22 protein-coding genes are annotated in these 23,528 nt (G+C 72.2%); 6 read left to right on the plus strand and 16 right to left on the minus strand.

The window, feature by feature from the left end:
* Positions 1 to 196: 196 nt before the first annotated feature.
* From AB0B35_RS39865 to AB0B35_RS39875, 3 genes are read right to left on the minus strand one after another with little or no spacing between them, the layout of a single operon-like run.
* Positions 197 to 922 (minus strand): M23 family metallopeptidase, encoded by a 726-nt coding sequence (locus AB0B35_RS39865; protein WP_360534202.1) that lies wholly within the window; start codon positions 920 to 922, stop codon positions 197 to 199.
* 43 nt (positions 923 to 965) lie between these two features.
* Complete coding sequence (locus tag AB0B35_RS39870; RefSeq protein WP_361056432.1) at positions 966 to 2,423, minus strand: nitrilase-related carbon-nitrogen hydrolase; 1,458 nt, start codon at positions 2,421 to 2,423, stop codon at positions 966 to 968.
* On the minus strand, positions 2,407 to 2,982 hold the full coding sequence (locus tag AB0B35_RS39875; protein ID WP_360534206.1) for a TetR/AcrR family transcriptional regulator: 576 nt from the start codon (positions 2,980 to 2,982) through the stop codon (positions 2,407 to 2,409). Before AB0B35_RS39875 ends, AB0B35_RS39870 begins: the two co-directional genes overlap by 17 nt.
* 90 nt (positions 2,983 to 3,072) lie before the next feature.
* Here AB0B35_RS39875 and AB0B35_RS39880 point away from each other — a divergent pair, with 90 nt between their 5' ends.
* Complete coding sequence (locus AB0B35_RS39880) at positions 3,073 to 4,248, plus strand: hypothetical protein (protein WP_361056435.1); 1,176 nt, start codon at positions 3,073 to 3,075, stop codon at positions 4,246 to 4,248.
* A gap of 150 nt (positions 4,249 to 4,398) precedes the next feature.
* Here the strand turns inward: AB0B35_RS39880 and AB0B35_RS39885 are convergent, their stop codons facing one another.
* The 3 genes from AB0B35_RS39885 to AB0B35_RS39895 all read right to left on the minus strand — a co-directional run bounded on the left by AB0B35_RS39885 (position 4,399) and on the right by AB0B35_RS39895 (position 10,291).
* The gene (locus tag AB0B35_RS39885; protein ID WP_360534210.1) at positions 4,399 to 5,160 is read right to left on the minus strand and encodes a hypothetical protein; all 762 of its coding nucleotides are present in this window, start codon (positions 5,158 to 5,160) and stop codon (positions 4,399 to 4,401) included.
* A gap of 130 nt (positions 5,161 to 5,290) precedes the next feature.
* Positions 5,291 to 7,330 (minus strand): ThuA domain-containing protein, encoded by a 2,040-nt coding sequence (locus AB0B35_RS39890; protein ID WP_361056514.1) that lies wholly within the window; start codon positions 7,328 to 7,330, stop codon positions 5,291 to 5,293.
* A 123-nt stretch (positions 7,331 to 7,453) separates the two neighbouring features.
* The gene (locus AB0B35_RS39895; RefSeq protein WP_361056438.1) at positions 7,454 to 10,291 is read right to left on the minus strand and encodes a PQQ-dependent sugar dehydrogenase; all 2,838 of its coding nucleotides are present in this window, start codon (positions 10,289 to 10,291) and stop codon (positions 7,454 to 7,456) included.
* 269 nt (positions 10,292 to 10,560) lie between these two features.
* Between AB0B35_RS39895 and AB0B35_RS39900 the strand changes: the two genes are divergently transcribed.
* The gene (locus tag AB0B35_RS39900; protein ID WP_361056441.1) at positions 10,561 to 11,079 is read left to right on the plus strand and encodes a hypothetical protein; all 519 of its coding nucleotides are present in this window, start codon (positions 10,561 to 10,563) and stop codon (positions 11,077 to 11,079) included.
* Positions 11,080 to 11,152: 73 nt separating this feature from the next.
* Here AB0B35_RS39900 and AB0B35_RS39905 read toward each other — a convergent pair whose 3' ends face one another.
* Positions 11,153 to 12,988: an ABC transporter ATP-binding protein gene (locus tag AB0B35_RS39905; RefSeq protein ID WP_361056517.1), complete on the minus strand. Its 1,836-nt coding sequence runs from the start codon at positions 12,986 to 12,988 to the stop codon at positions 11,153 to 11,155.
* Positions 12,989 to 13,143: 155 nt separating this feature from the next.
* The gene (locus AB0B35_RS39910) at positions 13,144 to 13,926 is read right to left on the minus strand and encodes a zf-HC2 domain-containing protein (RefSeq protein WP_361056444.1); all 783 of its coding nucleotides are present in this window, start codon (positions 13,924 to 13,926) and stop codon (positions 13,144 to 13,146) included.
* A 127-nt stretch (positions 13,927 to 14,053) separates the two neighbouring features.
* Here AB0B35_RS39910 and AB0B35_RS39915 point away from each other — a divergent pair, with 127 nt between their 5' ends.
* Entirely contained in the window at positions 14,054 to 14,638 is a 585-nt protein-coding gene (locus tag AB0B35_RS39915) for a sigma-70 family RNA polymerase sigma factor (RefSeq protein WP_361056447.1), read from the plus strand.
* A 157-nt stretch (positions 14,639 to 14,795) separates the two neighbouring features.
* Here AB0B35_RS39915 and AB0B35_RS39920 read toward each other — a convergent pair whose 3' ends face one another.
* Positions 14,796 to 15,515 carry a YcnI family protein gene (locus tag AB0B35_RS39920; protein ID WP_361056450.1) on the minus strand — a complete coding sequence of 240 codons (720 nt, stop codon included), beginning with the start codon at positions 15,513 to 15,515 and terminating at the stop codon, positions 14,796 to 14,798.
* A gap of 258 nt (positions 15,516 to 15,773) precedes the next feature.
* Here AB0B35_RS39920 and AB0B35_RS39925 point away from each other — a divergent pair, with 258 nt between their 5' ends.
* Complete coding sequence (locus AB0B35_RS39925; RefSeq protein ID WP_361056453.1) at positions 15,774 to 16,613, plus strand: hypothetical protein; 840 nt, start codon at positions 15,774 to 15,776, stop codon at positions 16,611 to 16,613.
* A 169-nt stretch (positions 16,614 to 16,782) separates the two neighbouring features.
* On the opposite strand, the gene AB0B35_RS39930 is transcribed toward AB0B35_RS39925, so the two are convergent.
* From AB0B35_RS39930 to AB0B35_RS39950, 5 genes are all read right to left on the minus strand, one after another.
* Positions 16,783 to 17,856, minus strand: coding sequence for a hypothetical protein (locus AB0B35_RS39930; protein ID WP_361056456.1), 1,074 nt, complete (start codon positions 17,854 to 17,856; stop codon positions 16,783 to 16,785).
* A gap of 101 nt (positions 17,857 to 17,957) precedes the next feature.
* Positions 17,958 to 18,794 carry a PhzF family phenazine biosynthesis isomerase gene (locus AB0B35_RS39935; RefSeq protein ID WP_361056459.1) on the minus strand — a complete coding sequence of 279 codons (837 nt, stop codon included), beginning with the start codon at positions 18,792 to 18,794 and terminating at the stop codon, positions 17,958 to 17,960.
* Between the two features lie 57 nt (positions 18,795 to 18,851).
* Entirely contained in the window at positions 18,852 to 19,361 is a 510-nt protein-coding gene (locus AB0B35_RS39940) for a GNAT family N-acetyltransferase (protein WP_361056462.1), read from the minus strand.
* A 41-nt stretch (positions 19,362 to 19,402) separates the two neighbouring features.
* The gene (locus AB0B35_RS39945; protein WP_361056465.1) at positions 19,403 to 19,927 is read right to left on the minus strand and encodes a hypothetical protein; all 525 of its coding nucleotides are present in this window, start codon (positions 19,925 to 19,927) and stop codon (positions 19,403 to 19,405) included.
* A gap of 44 nt (positions 19,928 to 19,971) precedes the next feature.
* Positions 19,972 to 20,676 carry a class I SAM-dependent methyltransferase gene (locus tag AB0B35_RS39950; RefSeq protein WP_361056468.1) on the minus strand — a complete coding sequence of 235 codons (705 nt, stop codon included), beginning with the start codon at positions 20,674 to 20,676 and terminating at the stop codon, positions 19,972 to 19,974.
* A 96-nt stretch (positions 20,677 to 20,772) separates the two neighbouring features.
* Here AB0B35_RS39950 and AB0B35_RS39955 point away from each other — a divergent pair, with 96 nt between their 5' ends.
* Entirely contained in the window at positions 20,773 to 21,228 is a 456-nt protein-coding gene (locus tag AB0B35_RS39955; RefSeq protein ID WP_361056471.1) for a hypothetical protein, read from the plus strand.
* 7 nt (positions 21,229 to 21,235) lie between these two features.
* Here the strand turns inward: AB0B35_RS39955 and trxA are convergent, their stop codons facing one another.
* Both trxA and AB0B35_RS39965 read right to left on the minus strand, forming a co-directional pair.
* Positions 21,236 to 21,577: a thioredoxin gene (gene trxA, locus AB0B35_RS39960; protein ID WP_361056474.1), complete on the minus strand. Its 342-nt coding sequence runs from the start codon at positions 21,575 to 21,577 to the stop codon at positions 21,236 to 21,238.
* Positions 21,553 to 21,939 (minus strand): MerR family transcriptional regulator, encoded by a 387-nt coding sequence (locus AB0B35_RS39965; protein ID WP_361056477.1) that lies wholly within the window; start codon positions 21,937 to 21,939, stop codon positions 21,553 to 21,555. The genes trxA and AB0B35_RS39965 overlap by 25 nt, the downstream gene beginning before the upstream one ends.
* A 230-nt stretch (positions 21,940 to 22,169) precedes the next feature.
* Between AB0B35_RS39965 and AB0B35_RS39970 the strand changes: the two genes are divergently transcribed.
* Positions 22,170 to 23,513, plus strand: a complete 1,344-nt coding sequence (locus AB0B35_RS39970) for an RICIN domain-containing protein (RefSeq protein ID WP_361056480.1) — start codon at positions 22,170 to 22,172, stop codon at positions 23,511 to 23,513.
* Positions 23,514 to 23,528: the final 15 nt, after the last annotated feature.

Consider the following 23,528-nt stretch of genomic DNA (forward strand, 5'->3'; position numbering starts at 1 on the left):
ACCGCGAGGGCGTACAGCACGAAACTCGGCAGCGCGTGCGTGAGCGTGAAGATGGCGTCATGTTGTCCCGGCAGCGGCCGTCACTACGGATCGACCGGGCCCCGACTCGCACAGTTGCGCGGCGACCAGGATGGACACGTCCAGTGTCAGCTGCCCGTCATCGCATCGATGGTATCGACCTGATGCCGCCGGCGCGTCAGCGATTCACGTCGGTGGCGGCCAGCGGTGCGACGATCGCGCCCTCGCCCGGCATCCCGGTCTGTCTGATCAGGAACTGCGTGGAGCCGCGGACCCGTTCGCGGAAGTGCCGGAAGGTCATCGGCACGCCACGGGCGACGGACAGGTCGGCGCTGTCCATGACCTGCAGGTGAACGTGCGGCTGGGTCGAGTTGCCGGAGTTGCCGCAGTCGGCGAGCTGCTGGCCCGCCGTCACCAAGGCGCCCGCGGCCACCCGCAGGGATCCCGCCCGCAGGTGCACCAGCGCCGCGAAGGCGCCGCTCTCGCGCAACTCGATGACCACGTGGTTGCCGGCGATCGCCGTCACCCCCTGCCGGAGCCGTCCCGCCTGGCCGAGCATGTACGGCACCAGGGCCAGTTGCGAACGCCGCCCGGCGTGGTCGGGTTCGCCGTCGTGCGCCGCCACGACGACACCGTCGGCGGGCGCCAGGATCGGGCGGCCGAAACCGAAGTAGCGGTCGGGCCGTTCGGTGGCGAGCACGGTGCGCCAGTCGCGGTGGCCCGCGCTGCGGCCGCGCTCGTCCACCCCGACGAAGTCGATCGCGTACCGCGAGCCCATCAGGTCGGTGCCGTGGCTGGGCACCCGGCGCGCCGGGCTGTTCCTGGCCAGCCACAGCTCGGTGAACGGCAGCGCGAGGACGACCTCCCGCCCCGACTGCCCTGATGAGGGCGCACCCGCAGCCACGTCCGCCAGCGTAGGCGCACCGTGCCAGTCTGGTCGGCAGCCGTCAGCGACGCACCCGGCGCGACCCGAGCACGCCGACGGCGGCGAGCAGCAGGCACAGCCACGCGAACCAGTCCCCGAACCGGGCATACGGCGTGGCGCCCGACCCGGCCCGCACCGTCACCGTGGTGGCGGTGACCGCCGTTCCGGTGACCGTGTCGGCGGCGAGGCGACCACGGGAGTCGGCGGCGACCAGGCGGCCGCGCCCGGCGGACCGGACGACGGTCATACCGTTCTCCACCCCGCGTGCCACCGCGATCCTGCTGTGCAGTCGGCCGTCCCGGTCGAAGTCGAGCGCGGGAACCAGCAGCACGGTCGTGTCCTGCCTGCTGTAACCCCGCACCGGCTGCGGATGGTCGAGGTCCTTGCAGATCGCCAGACCCGTGCGCGAGCCGGGCAGCCAGACGAGCCGCTCCCCGGGCGTGATGTGGTTCTCCCATCCAGTGACCAGGTGCTGCTTGTCATACCGCACCGCGACCGTGCTGCCGTACGCCATCGCGATGTTGTGCACGCCGGCCGGGTCCCTGAGGGTGAGCCCGACGACGATCGTGATCCGGTAGGCCGCGGCCACGTCGCCGATCCTGCGACCGAGGTCGGCCAGCTCCGGCTCGGTCACCTTGAACACCTTCTCCGGCAGCACCAGCACGGTGGCGCCGGCGGCGCCGGCCTCGGCCGCCCGGTCCAGATAGTCCTTCAAGACCTGCTGGGCCTCGGCGGACGCGATCGGCAACGAGTCCTCGGACTGCCGCACGTCGGCGAGCGCGACCGTCGTGCTCGGACCGTCCGGCGCACCCGCCAGGCGCAGCACGCCGTATCCCGTGACGCCGACGATCAGGACGGCCGCCGTCGACAGCAGCCGGAGCCACGCCGTGCGTTCCGCCGCCACCGCGGCCGCGATCGCGGGCAGCGACATCAGCAGGAAGCCGACGCCCCAGATCCCGGTCACCGAAACCACCTGGATCACCGGCAGCACCTCGGCCTGGGTGTAGCCGATGGCGGAGAACGAGCCGCCGGGCGAGAACAGCGACATCAGGTACTCGGCACCGGCCCACGCGGCCGGTGCGGCGAGCGCGGCCGACACCGGACTGCCCCGGCGCAGCAGCAGGCGGTACAGGGCGACGGCTCCGGTGAAGGCGAGCGCCTGCAGCACCAGGAACCCGGCCACCACGACGACCGGAACCTCCAGGGTCACCGTGTAATAGGTCCACATGTTCAGGCTTCCGAGCGCCCAGGCCAGGAACGCGGCCGTGCACGCGGCCCGCCCGGACACCCGGCCCGCCACCGCGAACACCGGCAGCGGGGCCAGCCAGGTCAGCCACGGCACGGGTTCGAGTCCGGTGCCGAACCACACCAGTGCCGCCGAGACGGCGACGGCGAGCGTCACCAGCCCGCTTTCCCTGCCCCGGGCCGCCTGCTCCGGAGCCTGCGTGCACTCGGGCGCGATCTCAAGCTCGGTTGCCATCCAGCACCTTCCCGACGAGTTGGTGTACCAGTGCGCGGAAGTCCGGCTCCGGCAGGTCGATCCGGCCGCCGCGGAACAGCTGGACCAGGCCGTGGATGAGCGCGGCGACGGTCAGGGCCAGCGGCCACACGTCCTGGTCGCGCAGTGCGCCCTGGCGGATGCCGCCGGTCAGCGCGTCGGCGACGAGGTTCATCGAGGGCGAGCCGCCCGCGCGGAAGTCGTCGGGCCAGCGCCGGGCGCCCTCGCGCGGGTCGGTGAACACGAAGTCGTACAGGTGCGGCTGGCCGAGCGCGAAGTCGAGGTGGTCGTCCAGCAGCTCGGTCACGCGCTTGTCGAAGTCGGCCGCCGCGGGCCGGGCGGCCCAGCGTTCGGCGATCTCGGCGAAGCTGGCGTCGGCGATGGTCGCCAGCAGCGCCTCGCGGTTGGCGAAGTGCCGGTAGATGGTCATCGGGGTGACGCCGGCCGCCGTCGCCACCCGCCGCATGCTCACCGCCGCAGCGCCTTCCGCGAGCAGGATCTCGCGTGCGATCTCCACCAGCCGTGCCGCCGTCGCGCTCATGTCTACACCGTAGACTTAGGTCTACGGTGTAGACAAGACCTTCCCGCAGGGGATGTCCGCGGCCGAGGGCGCGCTGCTACGGTGCCGTCCGTGCAGAACGAAGAACTGACGCGGACCGCTGCCGACCACGCGCGCAGGGCGGTGGCCCGGGGCAGTTTCCCGTGTGCGGCGATCGTCGACGACATCGTGGAGTGCCTGGACGGCGAGGCCGAACCCGACGATCTGCGGACGCTGGCCTGGCGGCTCGTCGGGCCGGCGTTCGCCGCGCACCTCGACGCGCAGCGGAACTGGCCCGCGCGCACCGACAGCGACCGGCTCACCGACGCGTTCCGGGCGCTCGACGCGGCCGGGATCGTGGCCCGCGAGGACTTCACCTGCTGCCAGAACTGCGGCGCGACCGAGATCGGCGACCAGGTGCACGACACCATGCCGGCCCGCGGTTACGTCTTCTACCACCAGCAGGATGCCGAGCGCTGCGCCGAGGGCGGCGGGCTGTACCTGGCTTACGGGCCGATCGGGCAGCCCGCCACCGCGGAGATCGGCGAGGAGATCGTCGCCGCGCTGCGCGCCGAAGGCCTGCGGGTCGACTGGAGCGGGTCACCCGGCCAGCGCATCCACGTACGCGTGGACTGGGCGCGCCGCCGTCATGGCCGGATGGCCGCGTACGCCCCGTACGACCCGGCCGAACCGGAACTCGGGGTGCATGCCGCCAAGGGCCGACGGCTCGCGCCGCGGATGACCGCCACCGCGCTGGCCATGCTGGAACTGCCCTGGCTGCCCAAGGGCGTGGCGGTGCGGGTCGAGGGCGGCGGCGCCCCCGTCGAACTGCGCCGCGAGGGCTCCCGCCTGTTCAGCGACGACGGCCGCAGCGTGGGCCGCTTCGACGGGCTGCGGCTGCTGACCGGCGACGACGACCCGCAGGCGCCGGACGAGCCAGGACTGCTCGAGGTGACGTACGAGAGCCAACCGGACGGCGGGAGCGCGTTCCCCAGCGTGCCCATGATGCTGCCCGAGGTGCTGGACGTGCTGCGCCGCCTGCCGACGCGGACGAACTCCTGGCTGTGCGCGGTGAGCGCCTCGGACGCCGTGGTCCAGCTGCGCTGGGAGCAGGGCGGCCTGTGGCTGGAGACCCCGCACCCGGAGGACGCCACGTCGACCGGCAAGTACGCGACCCTCGACGAGGCGGTGCGGATGCTGACCGTCCTGGCCGCCGAGGCCCGGTCCGCGATGCCCGAACTCGAAGGCGCGGCCCGGCGGCCCTGGTGATGCCATGACGACGCGGCCGCCCACCCCCGTGGCGGGCGGACACGTCGTCGCGACGGGCTCGGCGTGTTGGGAAGGGCACCTTCCACAACGCATAGCGATGTGCCGAGCTGCTGCTCGTCTCGCTGACGCGAGCCGACGATGCCCTTCGTTTCAGGCGGTGGCGGGGATCGTCCAGCCGTCGGCGAAGGTCGTGCCGGTGACCGGCCGGGCGGAGATGACGCAACGCTGTTCGTCGGGCCAGAACCAGCCGGCCGAGCGGGCGAGCGTTTGCCAGCCGTCGAGTTCGGCGTCCAGCGCGGTGCCGTAGACGGCCAGGCCGAGCCGTCGCCACACCTCGTAGTAGGCGATCCAGTGCGCCTCCTGCTGGCCGTACCAGCAGACGGGGCTCGGGCCGCCCAGCAGTCGCTTGCCGGGCAGGTAGATGCCGTGGGCGAGTGAGGTGTAGAGGGCTTCGCGCACGTGGCGGCGCACGATGTCGACGAACGGGACGCCGTACGCCAGAGCCGCTTCCGCCGTCTGGTTCGGCCACGGTTGACCCTTGTCCCGCTTGGGTGGTTTGGGGTCGAACAGTGGCGGGGCGATCCGGTCGTCCATGGCCCCGCGCAGCCTGGACAGGGAGGCGGCCAGGTCACTGGCCAGCGGGGCACGTCGGCCCGGCGGCGGATCGGTGGCCCACAGGTAGAGGTCCTGCAGCGTCGGCAGGTGCCGGACCAGCGGCTGAGCCTCGTGGGGAGAGCGGACCCAGACGAACTCGGGTCGGGGGCGGCCGACTCGGCGATACAGCTCGGTGAGGGCCTGTTCGGCGAGGGCCTGTTCGGTCGGTCCGACGGCCGTGCCGTGGCCGTGCCATTCGTCGCGGACGGCGGCTGCCTGCTGCCAGGAGGCGGCACGTTCGTGCCGCGGGGCGGTCATACCGCGAGGGCGCGCACGCCCTTTCGTACACAGGAGATCATGGCGCTCATGATCGCATCTCAGGACCGGCGTCGCAACAGGATATGAGCGGCGGGCCGCCGGGCATGCCGACGACCCGCCACTTCCTGCGTTACGGCATGGTCCACTTCTGGTTGGCCGCGCCCGCGATGCACTGCCACAGGTGCACGACGGTGCTGTCGGCGGAGTTGTTGCCCGACACGTCCAGGCACTTGCCCGACTGCGGGTTGCGCAGGGTCTGGTCGGAGGACTGGTAGGTCCAGTTCTGCGCGCCGGAGCCGTTGCACGTCCACAGCTGGATCTTCGTGCCGTTGGCGCTGCCGCCGCCCGAGATGTCCAGGCACTTGCCCAGCGCGCGCAGGGTCTGCCCGTTCTGGGTCCAGGTCTGCGCCGTGGAGCCGTTGCAGGTGTAGATCTGAATCTGCGTGCCGTCGGCGGTGCCGCTGCTGCGCACGTCGAGGCACTTGCCGGCCAGGCCCTTGATCGGCCCGGTGCCCGGCGTCGCGGTCTTCACGAAGGTGAAGTCGTCGACGTCGAACAGGCCGGTCCCGGTCCCGGTGAACGTGAGGTACACGTTCTGGTTGCCCGACGGCACCCCGGTCAGCGTGGTCTGCACGTTGGCGAACGTGGACCAGCCGCCCGTGTTGGGGACCGCCACCGTGCCCAGGATCGGCCCGGTGGTGGACCCGGTGCGCACCTGGATGCCGCCGCCCGCGCCGCCGGACACGACCCGCGCCCGGAAGGCGGTCGCGCCGCCGACGTTGACGCCGTTGTACGCCGCCCAGTCGCCCGGCTCGATGTAGCCCAGCGTCTGGCCGTTGTTCGCGCCCGCCTTGGTGAACGCCTGCACGCCGCTCTGGCTGCTGAACGACTCGGCCTGCACGGTCACGTCGCCGACCGGCGGGGTGCCCAGCTCCTTGATGCGGATGTTGCGGAACTGGGCGGTGTCGGCCGCGCCGTGGTTCTGGATGCCGATGTGGCCGGCCAGGTCACGGGCGGCGTTGGTGTTGGTGAAGTCGTTGATCAGCACGCCGTTGAGGTAGATCCGCAGGCGCTGGCCCTCGACGAGCAGCTCGTAGGTGTTCCACTCGCCGGCGGCGTTGAGCGCCGCGTCGCGGGCGGCGATGTTGGCCGACTGGAACGTGTACACCGCGCCGGTGGTGCGGTCGGCCGCGTCGGTGGCGTCGATCTGGATCTCGTAGCCGTTGTCGACGGCCGACCACGGGTCGGTCGACGGCGGGAAGCCGATGAAGATGCCCGAGTTCGAGTCGCCGGTCAGCTTCCAGTCCAGCTTCAGCGAGTACGAGGTGTACTGCTTGGCGCTGTACCAGTACAGGCCCATGCCGCCGACCGTGGTCAGCGTGGCGTCGGAGTTGGTGAGGCTGCCCGGCCCGGCCTGCGACCAACCCGTCGTGGAGCCGTTGAAGATCGGCGTGTAGCCGGTCTCGGGGCGGCAGTCGGCCTTGCTGCGTCCGGCCGCGTAGCGGATGCCGCCGAGCAGGTGGTTGCGGAAGTTGGTCTCGCTGTAGGAGGCCTGGGTGTGGCCGCCGCCGGTGTAGAAGGAGCGGCCGCCGTCGTACGCCTTGCACCAGGCGTGCGGGTGGTCGGCGCCCATGCCGCCGCCGCTGTACGACGACTCGTCGAGCGTCGCCAGCACGTGCGCGGTGCTGCGGGCGTTGGTCTGGTAGTTGTACCACTCGTCGGTGCGGGTCCAGGTCTGCGGCAGGTGCGCGGTCGCGGCGTGACCGCGGTCCTCGACCTTGACGTTGGCCTGCTGGATCGCCGGGTGCGAGGCGAACCACGCGCCGACCAGGCTGCCGTACCAGGACCAGGAGTACTCGGTGTCGGCGGCGGCGTGCACACCGACGTAGCCCTTGCCGGAGCGGATGTAGTTCTCGAACGCGGTCTGCTGGGTCGCGTCGAGCACGTCACCGGTGGTGTTGAGGAAGACCACGGCCTCGTACTGGGCCAGGTTGCTCGCGTTGAACTGGGCCGCGTCCTCGGTGGCGGTGACGGTGAAGTTGTTGGCCGCGCCCAGGTCCCGGATGGCCTGGGTGCCCACGGCGATGGAGTCGTGCCGGAAGCCGGCGGTCTTGGAGAAGACCAGCACGTCGTACGGGGCGTCGGCGGCCGCCGCCGGGCAGGCGGTCATGGCCACCACGGTCAGCGCGGCGGCTGCCGCACCGAGCACGGGTCGGAGGATACGCACGATGTTGCTCCTTTCACGGACGGGAGCGGTCCGGACGGGCGGGGCTGCCCGTCCGGACCGGGTCGATCAGGGCAGGGTCCACTTCTGGTTGGCCGCGTTGGTGCCGCAGGTCCACAGGTGGACGATGGTGCTGTCGGCGGAGTTGTTGCCCGACACGTCGAGGCACTTGCCCGACTGCGGGTTGCGCAGCGTCTGGTCCGACGTCTGGTAGGTCCAGTTCTGCGCGCCGGAGCCGTTGCAGGTGTATAGCTGGATCTTGGTGCCGTCGGCGCTGGCGCCGCCGGCGATGTCCAGGCACTTGCCGAATGCCCGCAACGTCTGGCCATTACGCGTCCAGGTCTGCGAGCCGGTGCCGTTGCACGTGTATATCTGGATCTGCGTGCCGTCGGCCGTCGCGCCGCTGCGCACGTCCAGGCACTTGCCCGCCAGCCCCGTGATCGGGCCGACGCCCGCCGCGGTGGTGAAGGTGAACGAGTCCAGGTCGTACAGCGCCCCGGTGCCGCCGCTGAAGGTCAGGTACAGCGGGGTGGTGGTGTTCGGCGGGTTGGTGATGGTGCCGGTCACCGTCGTGAACGTCTCCCAGCCGCCGGTCACCGGGACGGTGGCCGAGCCGAGCACGGTGCCGGTGGCCGACCCGGCGCGGATCTGCAGCGTGCCGCCCACACCGCCCGAGGACACCCGCGCGGTGAAGCCGGTCGCGTTGCTCAGCCGGTACGGCGTGAACGAGATCCAGTCCCCGTTGTGGATGTCACCGACGGTCTTGCCGCCCTCGGCCGTCGTCTTCGTGAACGTGTTGATGCCCGACGAGGTGCCGAAGTGCTCGGCCTGGCGGTGCCGCGGCTGCAGCGTGTGCTGCGTGTGCGTGGTCAGGCCCTGGTTGTCGGTGTACTCCGCGTCGAAGATCGCGAAGATGTTCGCCGCGTCGTCGTGCTCGCCGTCGACCGGGATGGTGATGGTGCCCGAGCAGCCGTTCTTCGACGTGATCTGGTGGCCGTGCTGGTCGTGGCCGAGCACGTAGGTCAGCTTGACCCGGGCGCAGTCGATCGTGCCGTCACCGGCGTCGGTGACCGTCAGCGAGTAGCTGACCGTGTCGCCGAACGCGAAGAGCTGGCCGTTGCCGGGGCTGTTGATGGTCACTGCGGGCGGGGTGTTGCCGACCGTGATGACGACCGAGTCGCTGCCGGTCGCGCCCTGCGGGTCGCGCACGGTCAGGGTCGCGGTGTACGTGCCGTTGGTGCTGTACGTCTTGCTCGGGTTGGCCACCGTGGAGGTGGTGCCGTCGCCGAACGCCCATGAGTAGGTCAGCGCGCCGCCCTCCGGGTCCGACGAGCCGGCCGACGAGAACGCCACGGTCAGCGGTGCCGCCCCGGCGGTCGGGGTGCCGTCGGCGTTGGCGATCGGGGCCCGGTTGCCGGTGCCGATGTACTCGAAGCGGTACAGCGCCGAGTTCGCGTCGCCGTTGAAGTAGCCGGTGCCGTAGTCGAGCACGTACAGCGCGCCGTCCGGACCGAACGCCGAGTCCATGACCTGCTTGCCGGTCCACGGGAAGGCGTCGATGGTGCCGCGCGAGCCGTCGGCGTTGACGTGGATCGGCTTGATCCAGCCGCGGCCGAACTCGGTCGCGAAGAACTGCCCGTCCATGTCCTGCGGGAACTTCACCGTCGAGGTCGACGAGGCGTTGTACCGGTAGACCGGGCCGCCCATCGGGGACTCGGAGCCGCCGCCGAACTCGGTCGGCGTGCCGCTGTCCCCGCCGTACTTGATCCAGGCCGGGCGGGCGGCGGGCAGCGTGGACAGGCCCGTGTTGCGGAACGAGTTGTTGGTCGGGCCGCCGGTGCAGTTGTACTTCGGCCCGGTCGACGCGGTCGCGAAGTTCCACTCGTTGTAGACCTCGGTGCTGGTGTTCGCCCCGGTGCAGTACGGCCAGCCGTAGTTGCCCGCCGACGTGATCCGGTTGAACTCGACCTGGCCGCTGGGGCCCCGGTTCGCGTTGGTGGTGCCCGCGTCCGGCCCGTAGTCGCCGACGTAAACGACGCCGGTGGCCTTGTCGACACTCATCCGGAACGGGTTGCGGAAGCCCATCGCGTAGATCTCGGCGCGGGTCTGCGCCGTGCCGGGCGCGAACAGGTTGCCCGACGGGATCGAGTACGACCCGTTCGCGTTGACCTTGATGCGCAGGATCTTGCCACGCAGGTCGTTGGTGTTGCCCGCCGAGCGCTGCGCGTCGTAGGCGGGGTTGCGGTCGGTGCGCTCGTCGAGCGGCGAGTAGCCGTCCGAGGAGAACGGGTTCGAGTCGTCACCGGTCGACAGGTACAGGTTGCCCGCGGCGTCGAAGTCGATGTCACCGCCGACGTGGCAGCACAGGCCCCGGTCGGCTGGCACGTCCAGCACGTTGACCTGGCTGCCCATGTTCACCGTGAAGTCGGCGTTGAGGGTGAACCGGGCCAGCCGGTTGACGCCCTGCCACTGGGTCCAGTTCGTGCCCGTCGCGGGCGCGTCGCCGGACGGGGTGGACAGCGGCGGGGCGAAGTAGAGGTAGATGTAGCGGTTCGTGGCGAAGCCCGGGTCGACGCCGACGCCCTGCAGGCCCTCCTCGTCGTGCTGGTACACGGGGATGGTGCCGATCACGGACGTGGTCCCGGCCGCGTTGGTGCGGCGCAGGGTGCCGTTGCGGGCGGTGTGCAGCACGGACAGGTCCGGCAGCACGGCCAGCGACATCGGCTCGCCCATCTCGGCGACGCCGCGGGCCATCTCGATCTGCTGGAACTTGGTCGGGTCGATGGTGTGCGCGGCCGCGGGGGCGGTCGTGGTGGCGACGGCCGTCAGGGCCGACCCGGTCATCAACAGTGCGGCTGCCGCCGCACGCCATAGCTTGATGTGCCTACGTGGATGTCTCTGGGACATTGCCGTCCAACCCTTCCTGACTGGGGGTATGCCAGGCAGGGCGCGCGCCGTCGCGCCTGATGCCGGGGTGGGCTGAGGGGGTAACCGCGCCGCCGGTTACATCGACGAAACATTGTGGAGCTGTGACGGACACACTAAGGACTTTTCATCGAGGTGTCCATACTTTCCGATGGCGCGATGAAAAGTTTTGACCCCACGATCGAAAGTGGAGTGACGATCCTGGTCAGCGGCCTGGTTTCACCACCTCACGTCGGTGGGTATGAGTCGCCATGAACCGCAACCTGATCCGGGCACTGCTGTACGCCTGGGAGCGGCCGGAGTTCCGGGCCGGCCTGCAGCACCTGATCGACCTCGACCAGGTCACCGCCCTGCTCGCCGCGCTGTCCACCGAGGACCGCGACCACGAGCAGGAACGCCGCGCCATGGACCTGCTCCGCTCCGCGCTGGACTCCCCCGAGATCCGCCGGGCGGTGCTGCTGCTCGTCGAGTCCGACGACATCCGCCTCCAGCTGTCCGCCGCGATCGCCGAAGGTCTGCCCGACCGCCCCGCCCTCGCCGTCGCCATCGCCTCAGCTCTCAACGACCCCCGCGTCCGCACCCAGCTCCACGCCGCCCTGGCCACCCCTCAGGTACGCGACCTGCTGCTACGCGCGGCAGAGGACGGCGCCGAGGAGCGGCGCTGGTCCCTGGCCCGCCGGCTGGTCGTCCTGCTCACCCGCCACCGCACCGCCCGCCGCCTGGCCTGGTCACTGCACCGCCACGGCTTCCTGCGCGCCCTGCGCGAATGAAAGGAAGGCACCTTCACAACGCTCCGCGTTGTAGAAGGTGCCCTTCCTAACACTCACCATGCTCCGCCGCAGGTCAGGCGGCGCTGCCGACCGGCTGGTCGAACTGGGTGCGGTAGAGCTCGGCGTAGCGGCCGTCGCGGGCCAGCAGGTCCGGATGTGTGCCGCGCTCGACCACCCGGCCGGCCTCGATCACCAGGATCTGGTCGGCCTGCCGCACCGTGGACAGCCGGTGCGCGATGACCACCGAGGTGCGCCCGGCCAGGGCCTCGCCCAGCGCCTCCTGCACCGCCGCCTCCGACGTCGAGTCCAGGTGCGCCGTCGCCTCGTCGAGCACCACCACCCGCGGCCTGGCCAGCAGCACCCGGGCGATGGTCAGCCGCTGCCGCTCGCCGCCCGACAGCCGGTAGCCACGCTCGCCGACCACCGTGTCCAGCCCGTCGGGCAGCGCCTCGACCAGCTCGGCGAGCCGCGCCCGGCGCAGCGCGTCCCACAGCTCCTCGTCGGTGGCCTCCGGCCGAGCCAGCAGCAGGTTGGCCCGCACCGACTCGTGGAACAGGTGGCCGTCCTGGGTGACCATGCCCAGCGTCTGCCGGATCGTCTTGGCGTCCAGGTCGCGCACGTCGACGCCGGCCAGCCGGACCGTGCCGCCGTCGGTGTCGTACAGCCGCGGCAGCAGCTGCGCGATGGTGGACTTGCCCGCCCCGGACGAGCCGACCAGCGCCACCAGCTGGCCAGGCTCGGCGGTGAACGACACGTCGTGCAGCACCTGCGCGCCGCCGCGGGTGTCGAGGACGGCGACCTCCTCCAGCGACGCCAGCGACACCTTGTCCGCCGACGGGTAGCCGAAGTCGACGCCGTCGAACTGCACCGACACCGGGCCGTCCGGGATGCGCTTGGGCTGCTCGGGCTCGGCGATCAGCGGCTTGAGGTCGAGGATCTCGAACACCCGCTCGAAGCTGACCAGGGCGCTCATCACCTCGACCCGTGCGCTGGCCAGCGAGGTCAGCGGGGCGTAGAGGCGGGCCAACAGCAAGGCCAGCGCCACCACCGCGCCCTCGTCCAGCGTGCCGCGCAGCGCGAACACCCCGCCCAGGCCGTACACCAGGGCCAGCGCGAGCGAGGAGACCAGCATCAGCGCGGTCACGAAGACCCACTGCACCATCGCGGTGCGCACACCGATGTCGCGCACCCGCCGGGCCCGTGACGCGAACTCGGCCGACTCCCGTTCGGGCTGCCCGAACAGCTTGACCAGCGTCGCGCCGGGGGCGGAGAAGCGCTCGGTCATGTTGGTGCTCATGGCCGAGTTGTGCTCGGCCGCCTCGCGCTCCAGCCGGGCCAGCTTGTTGCCCATCCGCCGGGCGGGCAGCACGAACACCGGCAGCAGCACCAGCGCCAGCAGGGTGATCTGCCAGGACAGCTGGATCATGACGACCAGGGTCAGGGCGAGCATGACCAGGTTCGCCACCACCCCGGACAGGGTGTCGCTGAACGCCCGCTGCGCGCCGATGACGTCGTTGTTGAGCCGGCTGACCAGCGCGCCGGTGCGGGTACGCGTGAAGAACGCGACCGGCATCCGCTGCACGTGGTCGAACACGGCGGTGCGCAGGTCGAGGATCAGCCCTTCGCCGATGGTCGCCGAGAGCCAACGGGTGGCCAGGCTCAACCCGGCCTCGGCCAGCGCCAGCCCTGCGATGATCACCGCCAGCCATACGACCGTGGTTTCCGGCCCGCCGTCGGTGATCGTGTCGATCACCCGGCCGGCCAGGATCGGCGTGGCCACCGCCAGCACCGCGCCGACCACGCTCAGCGCGAGGAAGGCCAGCAGCTGCCGGCGGTGCGGCCGGGCGAACCCGAGGATGCGCCGCAGCGTCGCCAGCGAGAACGGCCGCCGCTCGTCCTGGGCGTTCATGGCGTGGTAGAGGGAGTTCCACGCCGCCATTTCCATGCTCATCGAGCTGTGCCTTCCCGTACGGACCGGTGCGGGCGGGGTGGGCCCGCCGCCGTCACCGTAGAACCTCAAGCGAGGTTGACGTCAACCCGACGTCTACCGGACGGGTCCGACATTCAGGCCGCGCGGCGTTGCTTCACCGTCACCTTCCGGGTGACGCCGACCCGCACCGGGAACGGATAGACCGGCGCGAGCGGGCCCTCCCCCTCGTCCTCGCCGCGGATCGACCAAGGGCTTCGCGGCCGGGCGGCGCGGTCGGACGGCCCGTCGCCGCGCAGGCGCGGATGGTTCAGCGCCAGCAGCAGCCCGTATCCGGCGAGCACCAGCCCGTGCGACAGCACCCGGCCCGCCTCGACCCGGTCGGCGAGCGCGTCGTTGACGGTCAGCAGGCTGAGCACGATCACGAACGCGGTCATCACCGGCAGCAGCGCCGCCGGGCGGGTACGCCGCCACGCCAGCCAGGCCAGGGCCGCCCCGATCGCCACGTTCCAGGCCGCGGACTCGTGCCACAGGTGGCCCGACGACACCGAGCCGACCACGCCGTGCGCGTGCCGCTCCGCCGCGGCCAGGCTGCTGATCTGTGCCACGCCGAGCAGGAACTGGCCCAGCCCGACGACCAGCAGCGCCCGCCGCAGCAAGGCGGCGACGTCGAACCGGGCGCGCCGGACCGGCGGGGTCGGCGCCGCGGCGAGCACCGCCGCCAGGGCCTGCTCGCTGAGCCCCGGCACCGGCAACGCCGCGGCGGTCCGGGCCAGCCGGGTCACCGACTCCGCCCGCTGCCACCAGTCCGCGCACTCCGCACAGCCGTCGACGTGCGCGTCGACCGCCGCGCGTTCACCCGGCTCGTCCGCGCCGTCCAGGCGGGCCGACAGCAGTTCACGTGCCTGTGTGCACCCCATGCCCACTCCCATGGGACACATTGTCGCCCGTACCCGCGAGTTGGTTCCCGGACATCGCTGTGACCTGCGGCGCTGTCGCGCACCGGAGGGATCGCATCGAAGGGCGGCGAACGATACGCTTCCGGTCATGTCTTACGGCGGTGACGACGAGCGCATCACGGCGCTGGCCCTGGCGGCCCGCGGCGGCGACCGCGCCGCCGTCGAGGCGTTCGTGGCGGCGACCCAGCGCGACGTGGTGCGCTTCGTGGCGCACCTGGCCGGGGCCGCCGACGCCGACGACCTCGCGCAGGACACCTACCTGCGGGCGATGCGCGCCCTGCCCTCGTTCGAGGGCCGCTCCTCGGCCCGCACCTGGCTGCTGGCCATCGCCCGGCACACCGTCGTGGACCACCTGCGCATGCTCGCCCGCCGACCGCGCTCGGCGGACCTGGCGGACTGGGCCGCCGTGGCCGACACCGTCTCGGCCGGCGCGGCCGGGCGCTTCGACGAGCAGATCCTCCTCGACCGGCTGGTCGCCGGGCTCGACCCCGACCGGCGGGAGGCGTTCGTCGCCACGCAGATCCTGGGCCTGTCGTACGGCGAGGCCGCCGAGGTCATCGGCTGCCCGATCGGCACCATCCGGTCCCGGGTCGCCCGCGCCCGCGACGACCTCGCCGCCGCGCTCGGCGACAGCGCCTCCGCCGCCCCGCGCCGCCACCTGCGCGCCGTCTGACCGGCTCCGCCGGTCGCGGTGGATCTCATGATCGCCGCTTGCGGTCATGATCTGCGGTCGACCCGCAGATCATGACCACAAACGCTGATCTCCCCAACGGCTCGCGCTGACCGGCCGGCCGCTGCGCTGACGTCGCCCGGCCACCCCGGGCGGCAGCTCAGGACCCGGCGGAGGCGGGCTTGCCGCGCAGGGCCAGGCCGAGGGCGGCCAGGGCCACGACCAGCGCGGCGATGCTCAGACCGAGCGGCCAGCCGTTGCCGCCGTCCGAGGACGCCGGAGCAGCGCCCGACGCCGCGTTGTTTCCGGCCGCCGCAGGGGACGCGGCCGCGGCCGCCTTGGGCACGACCTTGAGCACCGGAGCGGGGTGCTCCAGCTCCGCGCCTTCCTTCGGCTCCTCGATCCAGCGCACGACCTCGCCGTCGGAGTACGTCTGCAGCGCCTTGAACACGATCTGGCTGACCTCCGGCACCGGCCCGGCGGACACGTCGAACTCCTGGAACTGGCCGGGCTTGACGGCCGACGCGGCGTCCGCCGTCCAGGTGATCTTCGAGGCGGCCTCGGTGATCTCACGGTCGTGGTTCTTGATCGGTGTCGCCAGCTTGCGCTTCTCGACCACGGCCGTCCAGCCGGGCGTCGGCTTGACCGAGACGCTCGCGAACGGGGCGTCCTCGGGCAGCGTGACCTCCACCTTCACCGTCGAGGCGTTGTCCTTCTCGTTCGGCACCCGGAAGGTCAGCCGGGCGTATCCGCCGACCGTCGCCTCCTTCGGGTTCACGGTCACATGCGCCGCCGCCGGCACGGCCGACAGACCGATCATCGCCGCCGCCGCGACCGTCACCACGCCGGCCCGCCACCGTGCCCTCGCACCGATCTTCATCTCGCGTCCTTCACCTCGGGGACCCGGCACGCCACGCGGCGTGCCCGGCGGCGACAGGGTCACCGCGCGACACAGGTCGCGCCGACCCCGTCGCCGGTTCCCGCACGTATGTGTGGACTCTCACCGATTCACCGGGAACTTCCGGCCCATTCCCGGCGACGGCGAACCGTCGCGATGTCGGAGCCGTGACAGAACGATCGGATGCGCCCGCCCGTACGGCACCGTGCACAGTGCACCGACCACCGGAGGAGGCCACAGATGAGGGGCAGGACCAGGGCGGCGGCGGCCGCTGTCGCGCTCGCCGCGGCGACCGGCCTGGCACAGACCGGCACATCGGCGCAGGCCGCGGTGCCGGGCCTGCAGATCGTGACCACGGCCAGCACGGGTGGCAGCGGCTCACCCAAGACGGTGACGGCCACCTGCCCGGCCGGCAAGCGGGTCGTCGGCGCGGGCTTCTATCTCGACGGTGCGGCCGCACAGGTGGTGCTGGATGACCTGATCCCGGCGGCGGGCGCGGTGACCGCCACCGGTTACGAGGACCAGGACGGCACGGCCGAGAGCTGGTGGATCCGCGCGTACGCGGTCTGCGCCGACCTGGTGCCGGGGCTGGAGATCGTCACCGCCGTCAGCGCCGCCGGCTCGGCCGCGCGCTCGACGACCGCCGCCTGCCCCACCGGCAAGCGGGCCCTCGGCGGCGGCGCGACGGTCACCGGCGGGCTCGGCCAGGTGGTGATCGACGCGATGATGCCCGCCACGACCACGGTCACCGCGGCGGCCTACGAGGACAGTGACGGCACCACCGCCACCTGGACCCTGACCGCGTACGCGATCTGCGCGCCGGCGCTGCCCGGCTTGGCCCTGCCGATCGTCACCAGCCCGCCCACGACCGGCTTCCAGCAGGGCGCGTCCCCGGCCTGCCCGGCGGGCACGGCGGCCCTCGGCACGGGCTGGGACGTCAACTCCAGGTTCCCGGGTTCGATCTTCCCGGTCGCCGCCGCCCCGTCCGCCACGGGCGTGCTCACCGTGGCCCTGATGAACAACGCGCCCGGCCTGGCCGAATGGACCCTGACCGGCCGCGCCGTCTGCGCGACGCCCTAGCGGCGCGCCACCGCTGCCCGACGGTCGGCACCGATCCGTACGGCCTCCGCCGACGACCGGCTGCACGAGCACCGGGCCGGCCACGCCAGCCGGAGCATCGGGTACACGCTGCGCAATGGCAGGGCGCCTGCCGGCCGCTGACCGGTCGGCAGGCGCCCTGCTTCTCAGCTCACCAGGTGAGGCGGGCGAAGCCGTCGGCTCCGGGCTTGCCGGTCACGCCCGCGGCCGAGTTGCCGCCGACGAGGCCGCCGTTCGGGGCGAGGCTGCGGTAGTAGCCCCCGCGACCACCCGCACCACCGCGCCCGCCGTTGCCGCCCGCACCACCGGCACCGCCGACGCCGTGCTCGACGCCTTCGGTCACGACGCCGCCCGCGCCACCCAGCCCGACCACGGTCGCGCCCGCGCCACCGGCCCCGCCGGTGCCGCTGCTCGCGCCGTCGACGCCGGAGCCGCCGCCCGCGCCGTCGCCGCCGCCCTTGCCCGCGTTCCCGGCCGCGCCGTCGGTGCCGGCGCACAGGGCCGCCGAGGGCACGGTCATCGTGCCGCCAACGCCGCCGTCACCGGGGGCGCTACTGCCGATTCCGCCGGGACGGGTGCTGCCGGGACGGCTGCCGGTGGCGTCCATGCCGCCGGGGCCGCCGTTGGAGAACTCGGGGCTGCCCTGGCCGCCCGCACCGCCCGCGGCCTGGGTCAGCAGCAGTTCGGTTCCGTTGAGCAGGACGCTGACCTCGGTGAGCGCGCCCTCCGCCCCGTCCGCGCCCGCCCGGGAGATCTGACCGGCATTGCCGTTGCCGCCGGGCGAACTCGGCGCGCCGCCGGGTGCCGCGGCAGCGCCGCGTCCCCCGCTGCCACCGCGGCCGACCACGATGGACAGCTGCGTCGCAGGGAAGCCGGCGGGCAGCACGCACTTGACATACTGCCCCGCACCGCCCGAGCCGCCGCCCGCGCCGCCGCCGCCGGAGCTGCCACCTGCTCCGCCGCCACCGCCCCTGCCGAACAGGGACTTGCCGCCACCGCCACCGCCGCCGCCGGCTCCGCCGCCGTTGCCGCCGCCACCACCGCCGCCCGCGCCCCACAGCTCCAGCGTCACCTCGGCACCCGCGGGCACGTCGAACGTGTACGTGCCCGCGGTGTCGTAGACCTGCTCACCGGCGGCGACGGCGCTCCAGGACGGCGCGCCGCCGACGACGGCTCCGGCGAGCAGCGCCGCGCTCAGCGCCGCTGCTCGATACGACTTTTTCACTACATGTCACCTTTCCTAGGATCGACCAGATCCTACGGAGGCGACTGCGCCGAACCGATCTTCGCCACGCCCGTGACCTGCGAAAACACCCGCCGCCAGGACTACATGGCGACGGCCGCGCCGCTGACCGCGATGCCGCCGACCGGGTCGGGCCCGATCCCGACCGTCAGCAGGCTGGGCCGTCCCATGTCGACGCCCTGGTGCACGGTGATCGCGGCGGGCGGCGTCACCGCACCCAGCTCGCGCAGGTAGCCGCCGAACGCCGCGGCGGCCGCGCCGGTCGCCGGGTCGTCGACCACCCCACCGGGCGGGAACGGGTTGCGCGCGTGGAACACGTCCGCGGACTCCCGCCACACCAGGTCGACGGTGGTCCAGGCGCGCCGGGCCATCAGCTCGCCGAGCACGGCCATGTCGTAGTCCAGGTCGGACAGCCGCTGCCGGGTCGCCGCGGCCAGGATCGGGTGCCAGTTCCCGGCGTACGCCAGCCGCGGCGGCAGGGCCGGGTCAAGCTCGGCCGCCGACCAGCCCAGCACGTCCATCAGCTCGGCGAGATCGGACTCGACGATCGGCGCGGTACGCGGTGCGACGCTGGTCAGGGTGGCCGTGGCGGTGCCGTCGGCGGCCACCGCGGTGGACACCTCGACGGTGCCCGCGTTCGTGTCGAAGGTCAGCGGGCCCGCGCCGTGCCGCTCGGCGTACGCCGCCGCGGACGCGATGGTCGCGTGCCCGCAGAAGTCCACCTCGGCCAGCGGGCTGAAGTAGCGGACCGTGAACCGGCCGCCGCCGCGCGGCACGAGGAACGCGGTCTCGGAGTAGCCGACGTCCGCCGCGATGGCGAGCATGGCCGCGCCGTCGAGCGTGCTCGCGTCGAGCACGACGCCCGCAGGGTTGCCGCCGGCCGGGTCGGCGCTGAACGCCGCGTATCTCAAGATCTCCACTCGTCGACCGTACGGTGCGTGATCGCGCTCCCCCACAGCCAATTCGCGACGGGTGGCTCAGTCGCGGGGAGGCGAGGCGGCCAGCCGCGCGTATTTGATCATCAAGGGGCGCAGGCCGCGCTTCTCGTACACCCGCTGCGCGCCGAGATTGGCGGCCAGCGTGCCGATGTACAGGTCGCCGATGCCCAGCTCGGCGAGCCGCTCGTCGACGGCGTCGAGCAGCCGGGTGCCGACGCCCCGGCCGCGGTGGCTCGCCGCCACCGACAGCGACTCCAGTTCGGCGATCCGGTCACCGGAGACCCAGGTGTCGTCCGGGCCCGCGAACACGTGCGTGAACGCGTAGCCGACCAGCTCCCCGCCGTCCTCGGCGAGCAGGATGAACGAACCCGGCTCAGTGATCCACTGCCGGTACAGGTCCCGGCGCAGCCCCCACGACCGCTCGTCGGGGTACATGGCCAGCTCCGGTGCGACCTGCCGGTGGTGGCGGTGCAGGGACAGCCACAGCGGCTCCAGCGCGTCCACGGCCTCCGCACCGGCCAGGCGGATCGTCACTCCGTTGTCGTTCATGAACCACCACGCTACCGAAGCGCCGGTGACCGCGCGCCCGCTCAGGACCGGCCGGTCAGGGCGCAGTTCTTCGCGGCCAGGCCCTCCTGCCACTCCACGTCCGGGCCCTGCGGCTCCGGGAGATCGTCCCGCCGCTGCTGGCGCGCCTGCGCGAGATACACAGTGGACTCGCCGCGCCACGTGCCCGCGACGACCGGCACCGGCCACGGCTCGACCGGCACCCGGTCACAGTCGGTGACCCGGTACACCAGGGTGATCCGCGCGGACTCCCCTGCCGGCACCAGCACCGGCACACCCTCGGCGCGCACCAGCTCGAATCCGGTCCCGCTGCGGCCCACCTCGGTGACGAGCACGTCCGTGAAGCCCGCATTGCGCATGGTGAAGGTGATGCGCGGCGGATCCCAGCCGTAGCCGTCGCCCGGGGCTCCGTGCGGGACCAGGCCGGGGGCGCCCAGCCGCCACACTCCCCACGCCGCGGCCAGCACCAGCACCGCCACCAGCAGGACCGTCGTTCGCGCCCGCCCCGATGAGGGCGGCGCGGCAGCGGTCACCTCATCGTCCGGCACCGGCTCACCATAGCGGCCCATGCATCGCCATGACTGTCCTCTATTCAGCGCCGGGCGACGACGATGTCGGGCTCGTCCGTGCCGACCACGGTGAAACCGGCGGCAGTCAGCTCGGCGTCGAATCCGGACTCCGTGGCGAGGTGGCCGTCGAATACCTCGGTCTCCTCGCGTACGAGCACGCCGTTGCGTCTGACCCGGTAGCTGAAACGCCACCGGACCCGGTCCGCGCCGACCGGGGTGGTGGATACCTCGCCGGTGTACAGGTCCCCGCCGAGCCGCCACGACGGCAGGTCACGGCGTTCCTGCGCGGCGCGGGTCGGCGGGCGCTGCACGACGAGGCGGCCGCCGGGCACCAGCGCCCTCACCAGAGCACGCAGCGCCGCGGCCCGGTCGGACCGGTCGAGCCCGGCCATGGTGTTCAGGCACCAGGCGAAGTCGGCGACGCCGGTCAGGCCCAGATCCTGGACGCATCGGGCGTGCACGCGGACCCGGGGCAGCACCTCGGCCTGCCCGGCGAGGCGACTCAGCAGCACGGCCCGCATGCTCGCGGCGGGTTCCACGGCGTGCACGGTCACGGCGCAGCGGCGGGCCAGCAGGTCGGTGGCAAGTCCGGTGCCCGCACCGACGTCCAGCACGCCGACCTCGGGGCTGCCGAGCCACCGGTCCAGCAGCCGTCCGGTGACCGCGAGATGCTCGGTGGCCTGCAGCAGGTCGTAGAACTCCGCGGTGACGGCGTACGCCTGGCCCATGCGCCGATCATGTCAAAACAGGCCCGCCGACCGGCGCGGAACAGGGCCGGGGCCGGCGGGGCAGCGAAGGTTGCGGACGGCTCTTACGGTGCTGGCATGCTCTGGACGCTGCGGATGACCGCCGCCGTGAACGCCGCGTGGGTGGCGCTGACCGCCGCCACGTTCCTGCCCACGACGCCGATAGACTTCGAGGAGCTCGTGACGCTGACGGCCCCGCTCGGAGTGATCTTCCTGGCCATCGCGGTCGGCGGGACGATGGCCCGGCACGGGATGCCCGACAGCACGCGGGCGAGGGACCTGTGGCGCTGGATGTTCGCGGGGCTCACCCGCCCGGCCCGGGTCGCGGCGGTGGCCCTGCTCGCCGCCGAGGCCGGGGTCGCGCTGTACGCGCAGGCGTCGGTCATCCTGGGCGACGAGCTGGGCGACCAGGTCGACCCGGTCATCGCGTACACCCGTGGGGTGCTCGGCCTCACCGCGCACCTGCTGACGATCGCCGTCCTGGTCATCGCGGCGGGGCGGCGGGCCGCGGCGGCGTCGCCCGCCGCGGCCTGATCAGGGCTCAGCCCGCGATGCCGGTGTCCAGGAACTGGCGCAGCGCCATCTTCGGGCGGTTGCCGATCTGGCTGGCGACGACCTCGCCGCCGCGGAACACGAGCAGCGTCGGCATCGACATCACCTTGTACGCCCGCGCCGTCTCCGGGTTGTTGTCGGAGTCGAGCTTGGTGAACACCACCCGGTCGCCGTACTCCGCGGACAGTTCGTTCAGCGAGCGCTCCAGCACCTTGCAGGGCGCGCACCACTCGGCCCAGAAGTCGACCACCACGGGCCGGTCCGACTTCAGCACGACGTCGGCGAACGTGGCGTCGGTGACCTCGATCAGGGGGCCGTTCTTCTCAGACATGTTCTCTCCCGGTGGGCGATGGCTTCGTTGAGCTGGTGGTCGAGCTTTTCACGGACGGTGTTGAGGCGGGCGAGGCAGGTGTCGACCTCGTCGAGTTTGCGCCGCAGCACGGCGACCGAGTCGGGGCAGACGTCGCCGGTCGCGTGCCCGGCGCGCAGGCAGGCCACGAACGGGCGGATGTCGTCCAGGTCGAACCCGACCGCGAGCAGGGCCCGGATCTCGTGCACGACCCGCAGCTCGGCCTCGTCGAAGGCCCGGTAGCCGTTGGTCGCGCGCCGCGACCGGATGAGTCCGTGCTGCTCGTAGTACCGCAGCGTGCGGGTGCTGGTGCCGGCGCGCTGCGCCAGTTCGCCGATGAGCATCCGGGTCCTCCTCCCTGTCCTGCAACACGCTAAACGTTGCCGCCGGTGTCAAGGCAAGCGTGGCCCCGGTCACGCCGTGCGGAGGGCGGCCGTGACCTTGACAGCTCTCGATGAGGGTACGGACACTGTGGAGCATCGCGTCCGGCCTACCCGGGCATGTCCGGGCGCGTGATGTTAGCGCTAACATAAATGTACATCTATGCATTGCCGACTGCGACAAGGAGCAGCACATGCTCGGCAGCATTCCGTCCCCCAGGCTGTCCCCCACCGCCCGCGCCGTCGCCGCCACCGCGGCCGTCCTGCTCGCCCTGCTCACCGGCCTGTCCGGCGCACGCCCCGCCGCCGCGGCCACGGTGACCCGCTACGTGCTCACCGCGTTCACCAACAGCAGCGAGAGCAACCTGTACGTCTACACGTCCACCAACGCACGCGACTTCACCCTGCTGCGCGGCCCCGCGTACACCCCGCCGTCGGGCCTGATCCGCGACCCCAGCGTGCTCAAGCACAGCGACGGCCGCTACTACGTCGTCTACACCACCAACTGGACCGGCACCGAGTTCGGCATCGCGTCCAGCGCCGACCTGATCAACTGGTCGTTCGTGCGCAACGTGCCGGTCGGCATCTCCGGCATCGTCAACACCTGGGCCCCCGAGTGGTTCGTCGACCCGGCCGACGGCAGCGTGAACGTCATCGTGTCGCTGAGCACCACCTCGTACGCCAACTTCCGGCCGTACCGCTTCCGGGCCCTGAACACGGCGTTCTCGTCGTGGGCGACGCCGGTCGCGCTGTCGGGCATCGCGCCGAACTACATCGACACCTTCGTCGTCCGCTCCGGCAGCACCTACCATGCCTTCGCCAAGAACGAGACCACCAAGTACATCGAGCACGCCACGGCGTCGGCGCTCAACGGCCCGTGGACGTTCACCGGCACCGGCAACTGGGCGGGCTGGGGCTCCGGGGTCGAAGGCCCGGCCCTGGTCCGGCAGACCGACGGCAGCTGGCGCATCTACATGGACGGGTACACCTCCGGGCACTACTACACGGCCACCAGCACCGACCTCAACAACTGGTCGGCCCGCTCCGACGTGCCCGGCGGGCTGAGCGGCTTCATCCGGCACGGCACGGTGCTGTCCGAGACGATCACCACCGGTGACGCGTTCACCTCCACGGCGGTCGCCCAGCACAGCGGCAAGTGCCTCGACGTGCCCAACGGGTCGACCGCCACGGGCACCCAGCTGCGGCAGTGGCCCTGCAACGGCCAGGGTCCGCAGTCGTTCCGGTTCAACCCGGTCGGCGTGGACACGTACACCGTCACCAACACCGCCAACGGACTGTGCCTGGACGTCAACGGGGTGTCCACCGCCAACGGCGCGGCGATCATCCAGTGGACCTGCACCGGCACCGCCAACCAGCAGTTCGCCCTGCGGCTGTCCAGCACCGGCGTCTACCAACTCGTCGCCGTGCACAGCGGCAAGTGCGTCGACGTCAGCAACGCCTCCACCGCCGACGGCGCGCTCGCCATCCAGTGGACCTGCGGCACCGGCACCAACCAACGCTGGCGCCTGACCCGCTGACCCCACCATCCACAG

It is taken from the genome of Catellatospora sp. NPDC049133, assembly GCF_040648455.1.
Classification (GTDB): domain Bacteria; phylum Actinomycetota; class Actinomycetes; order Mycobacteriales; family Micromonosporaceae; genus Catellatospora; species Catellatospora aurea.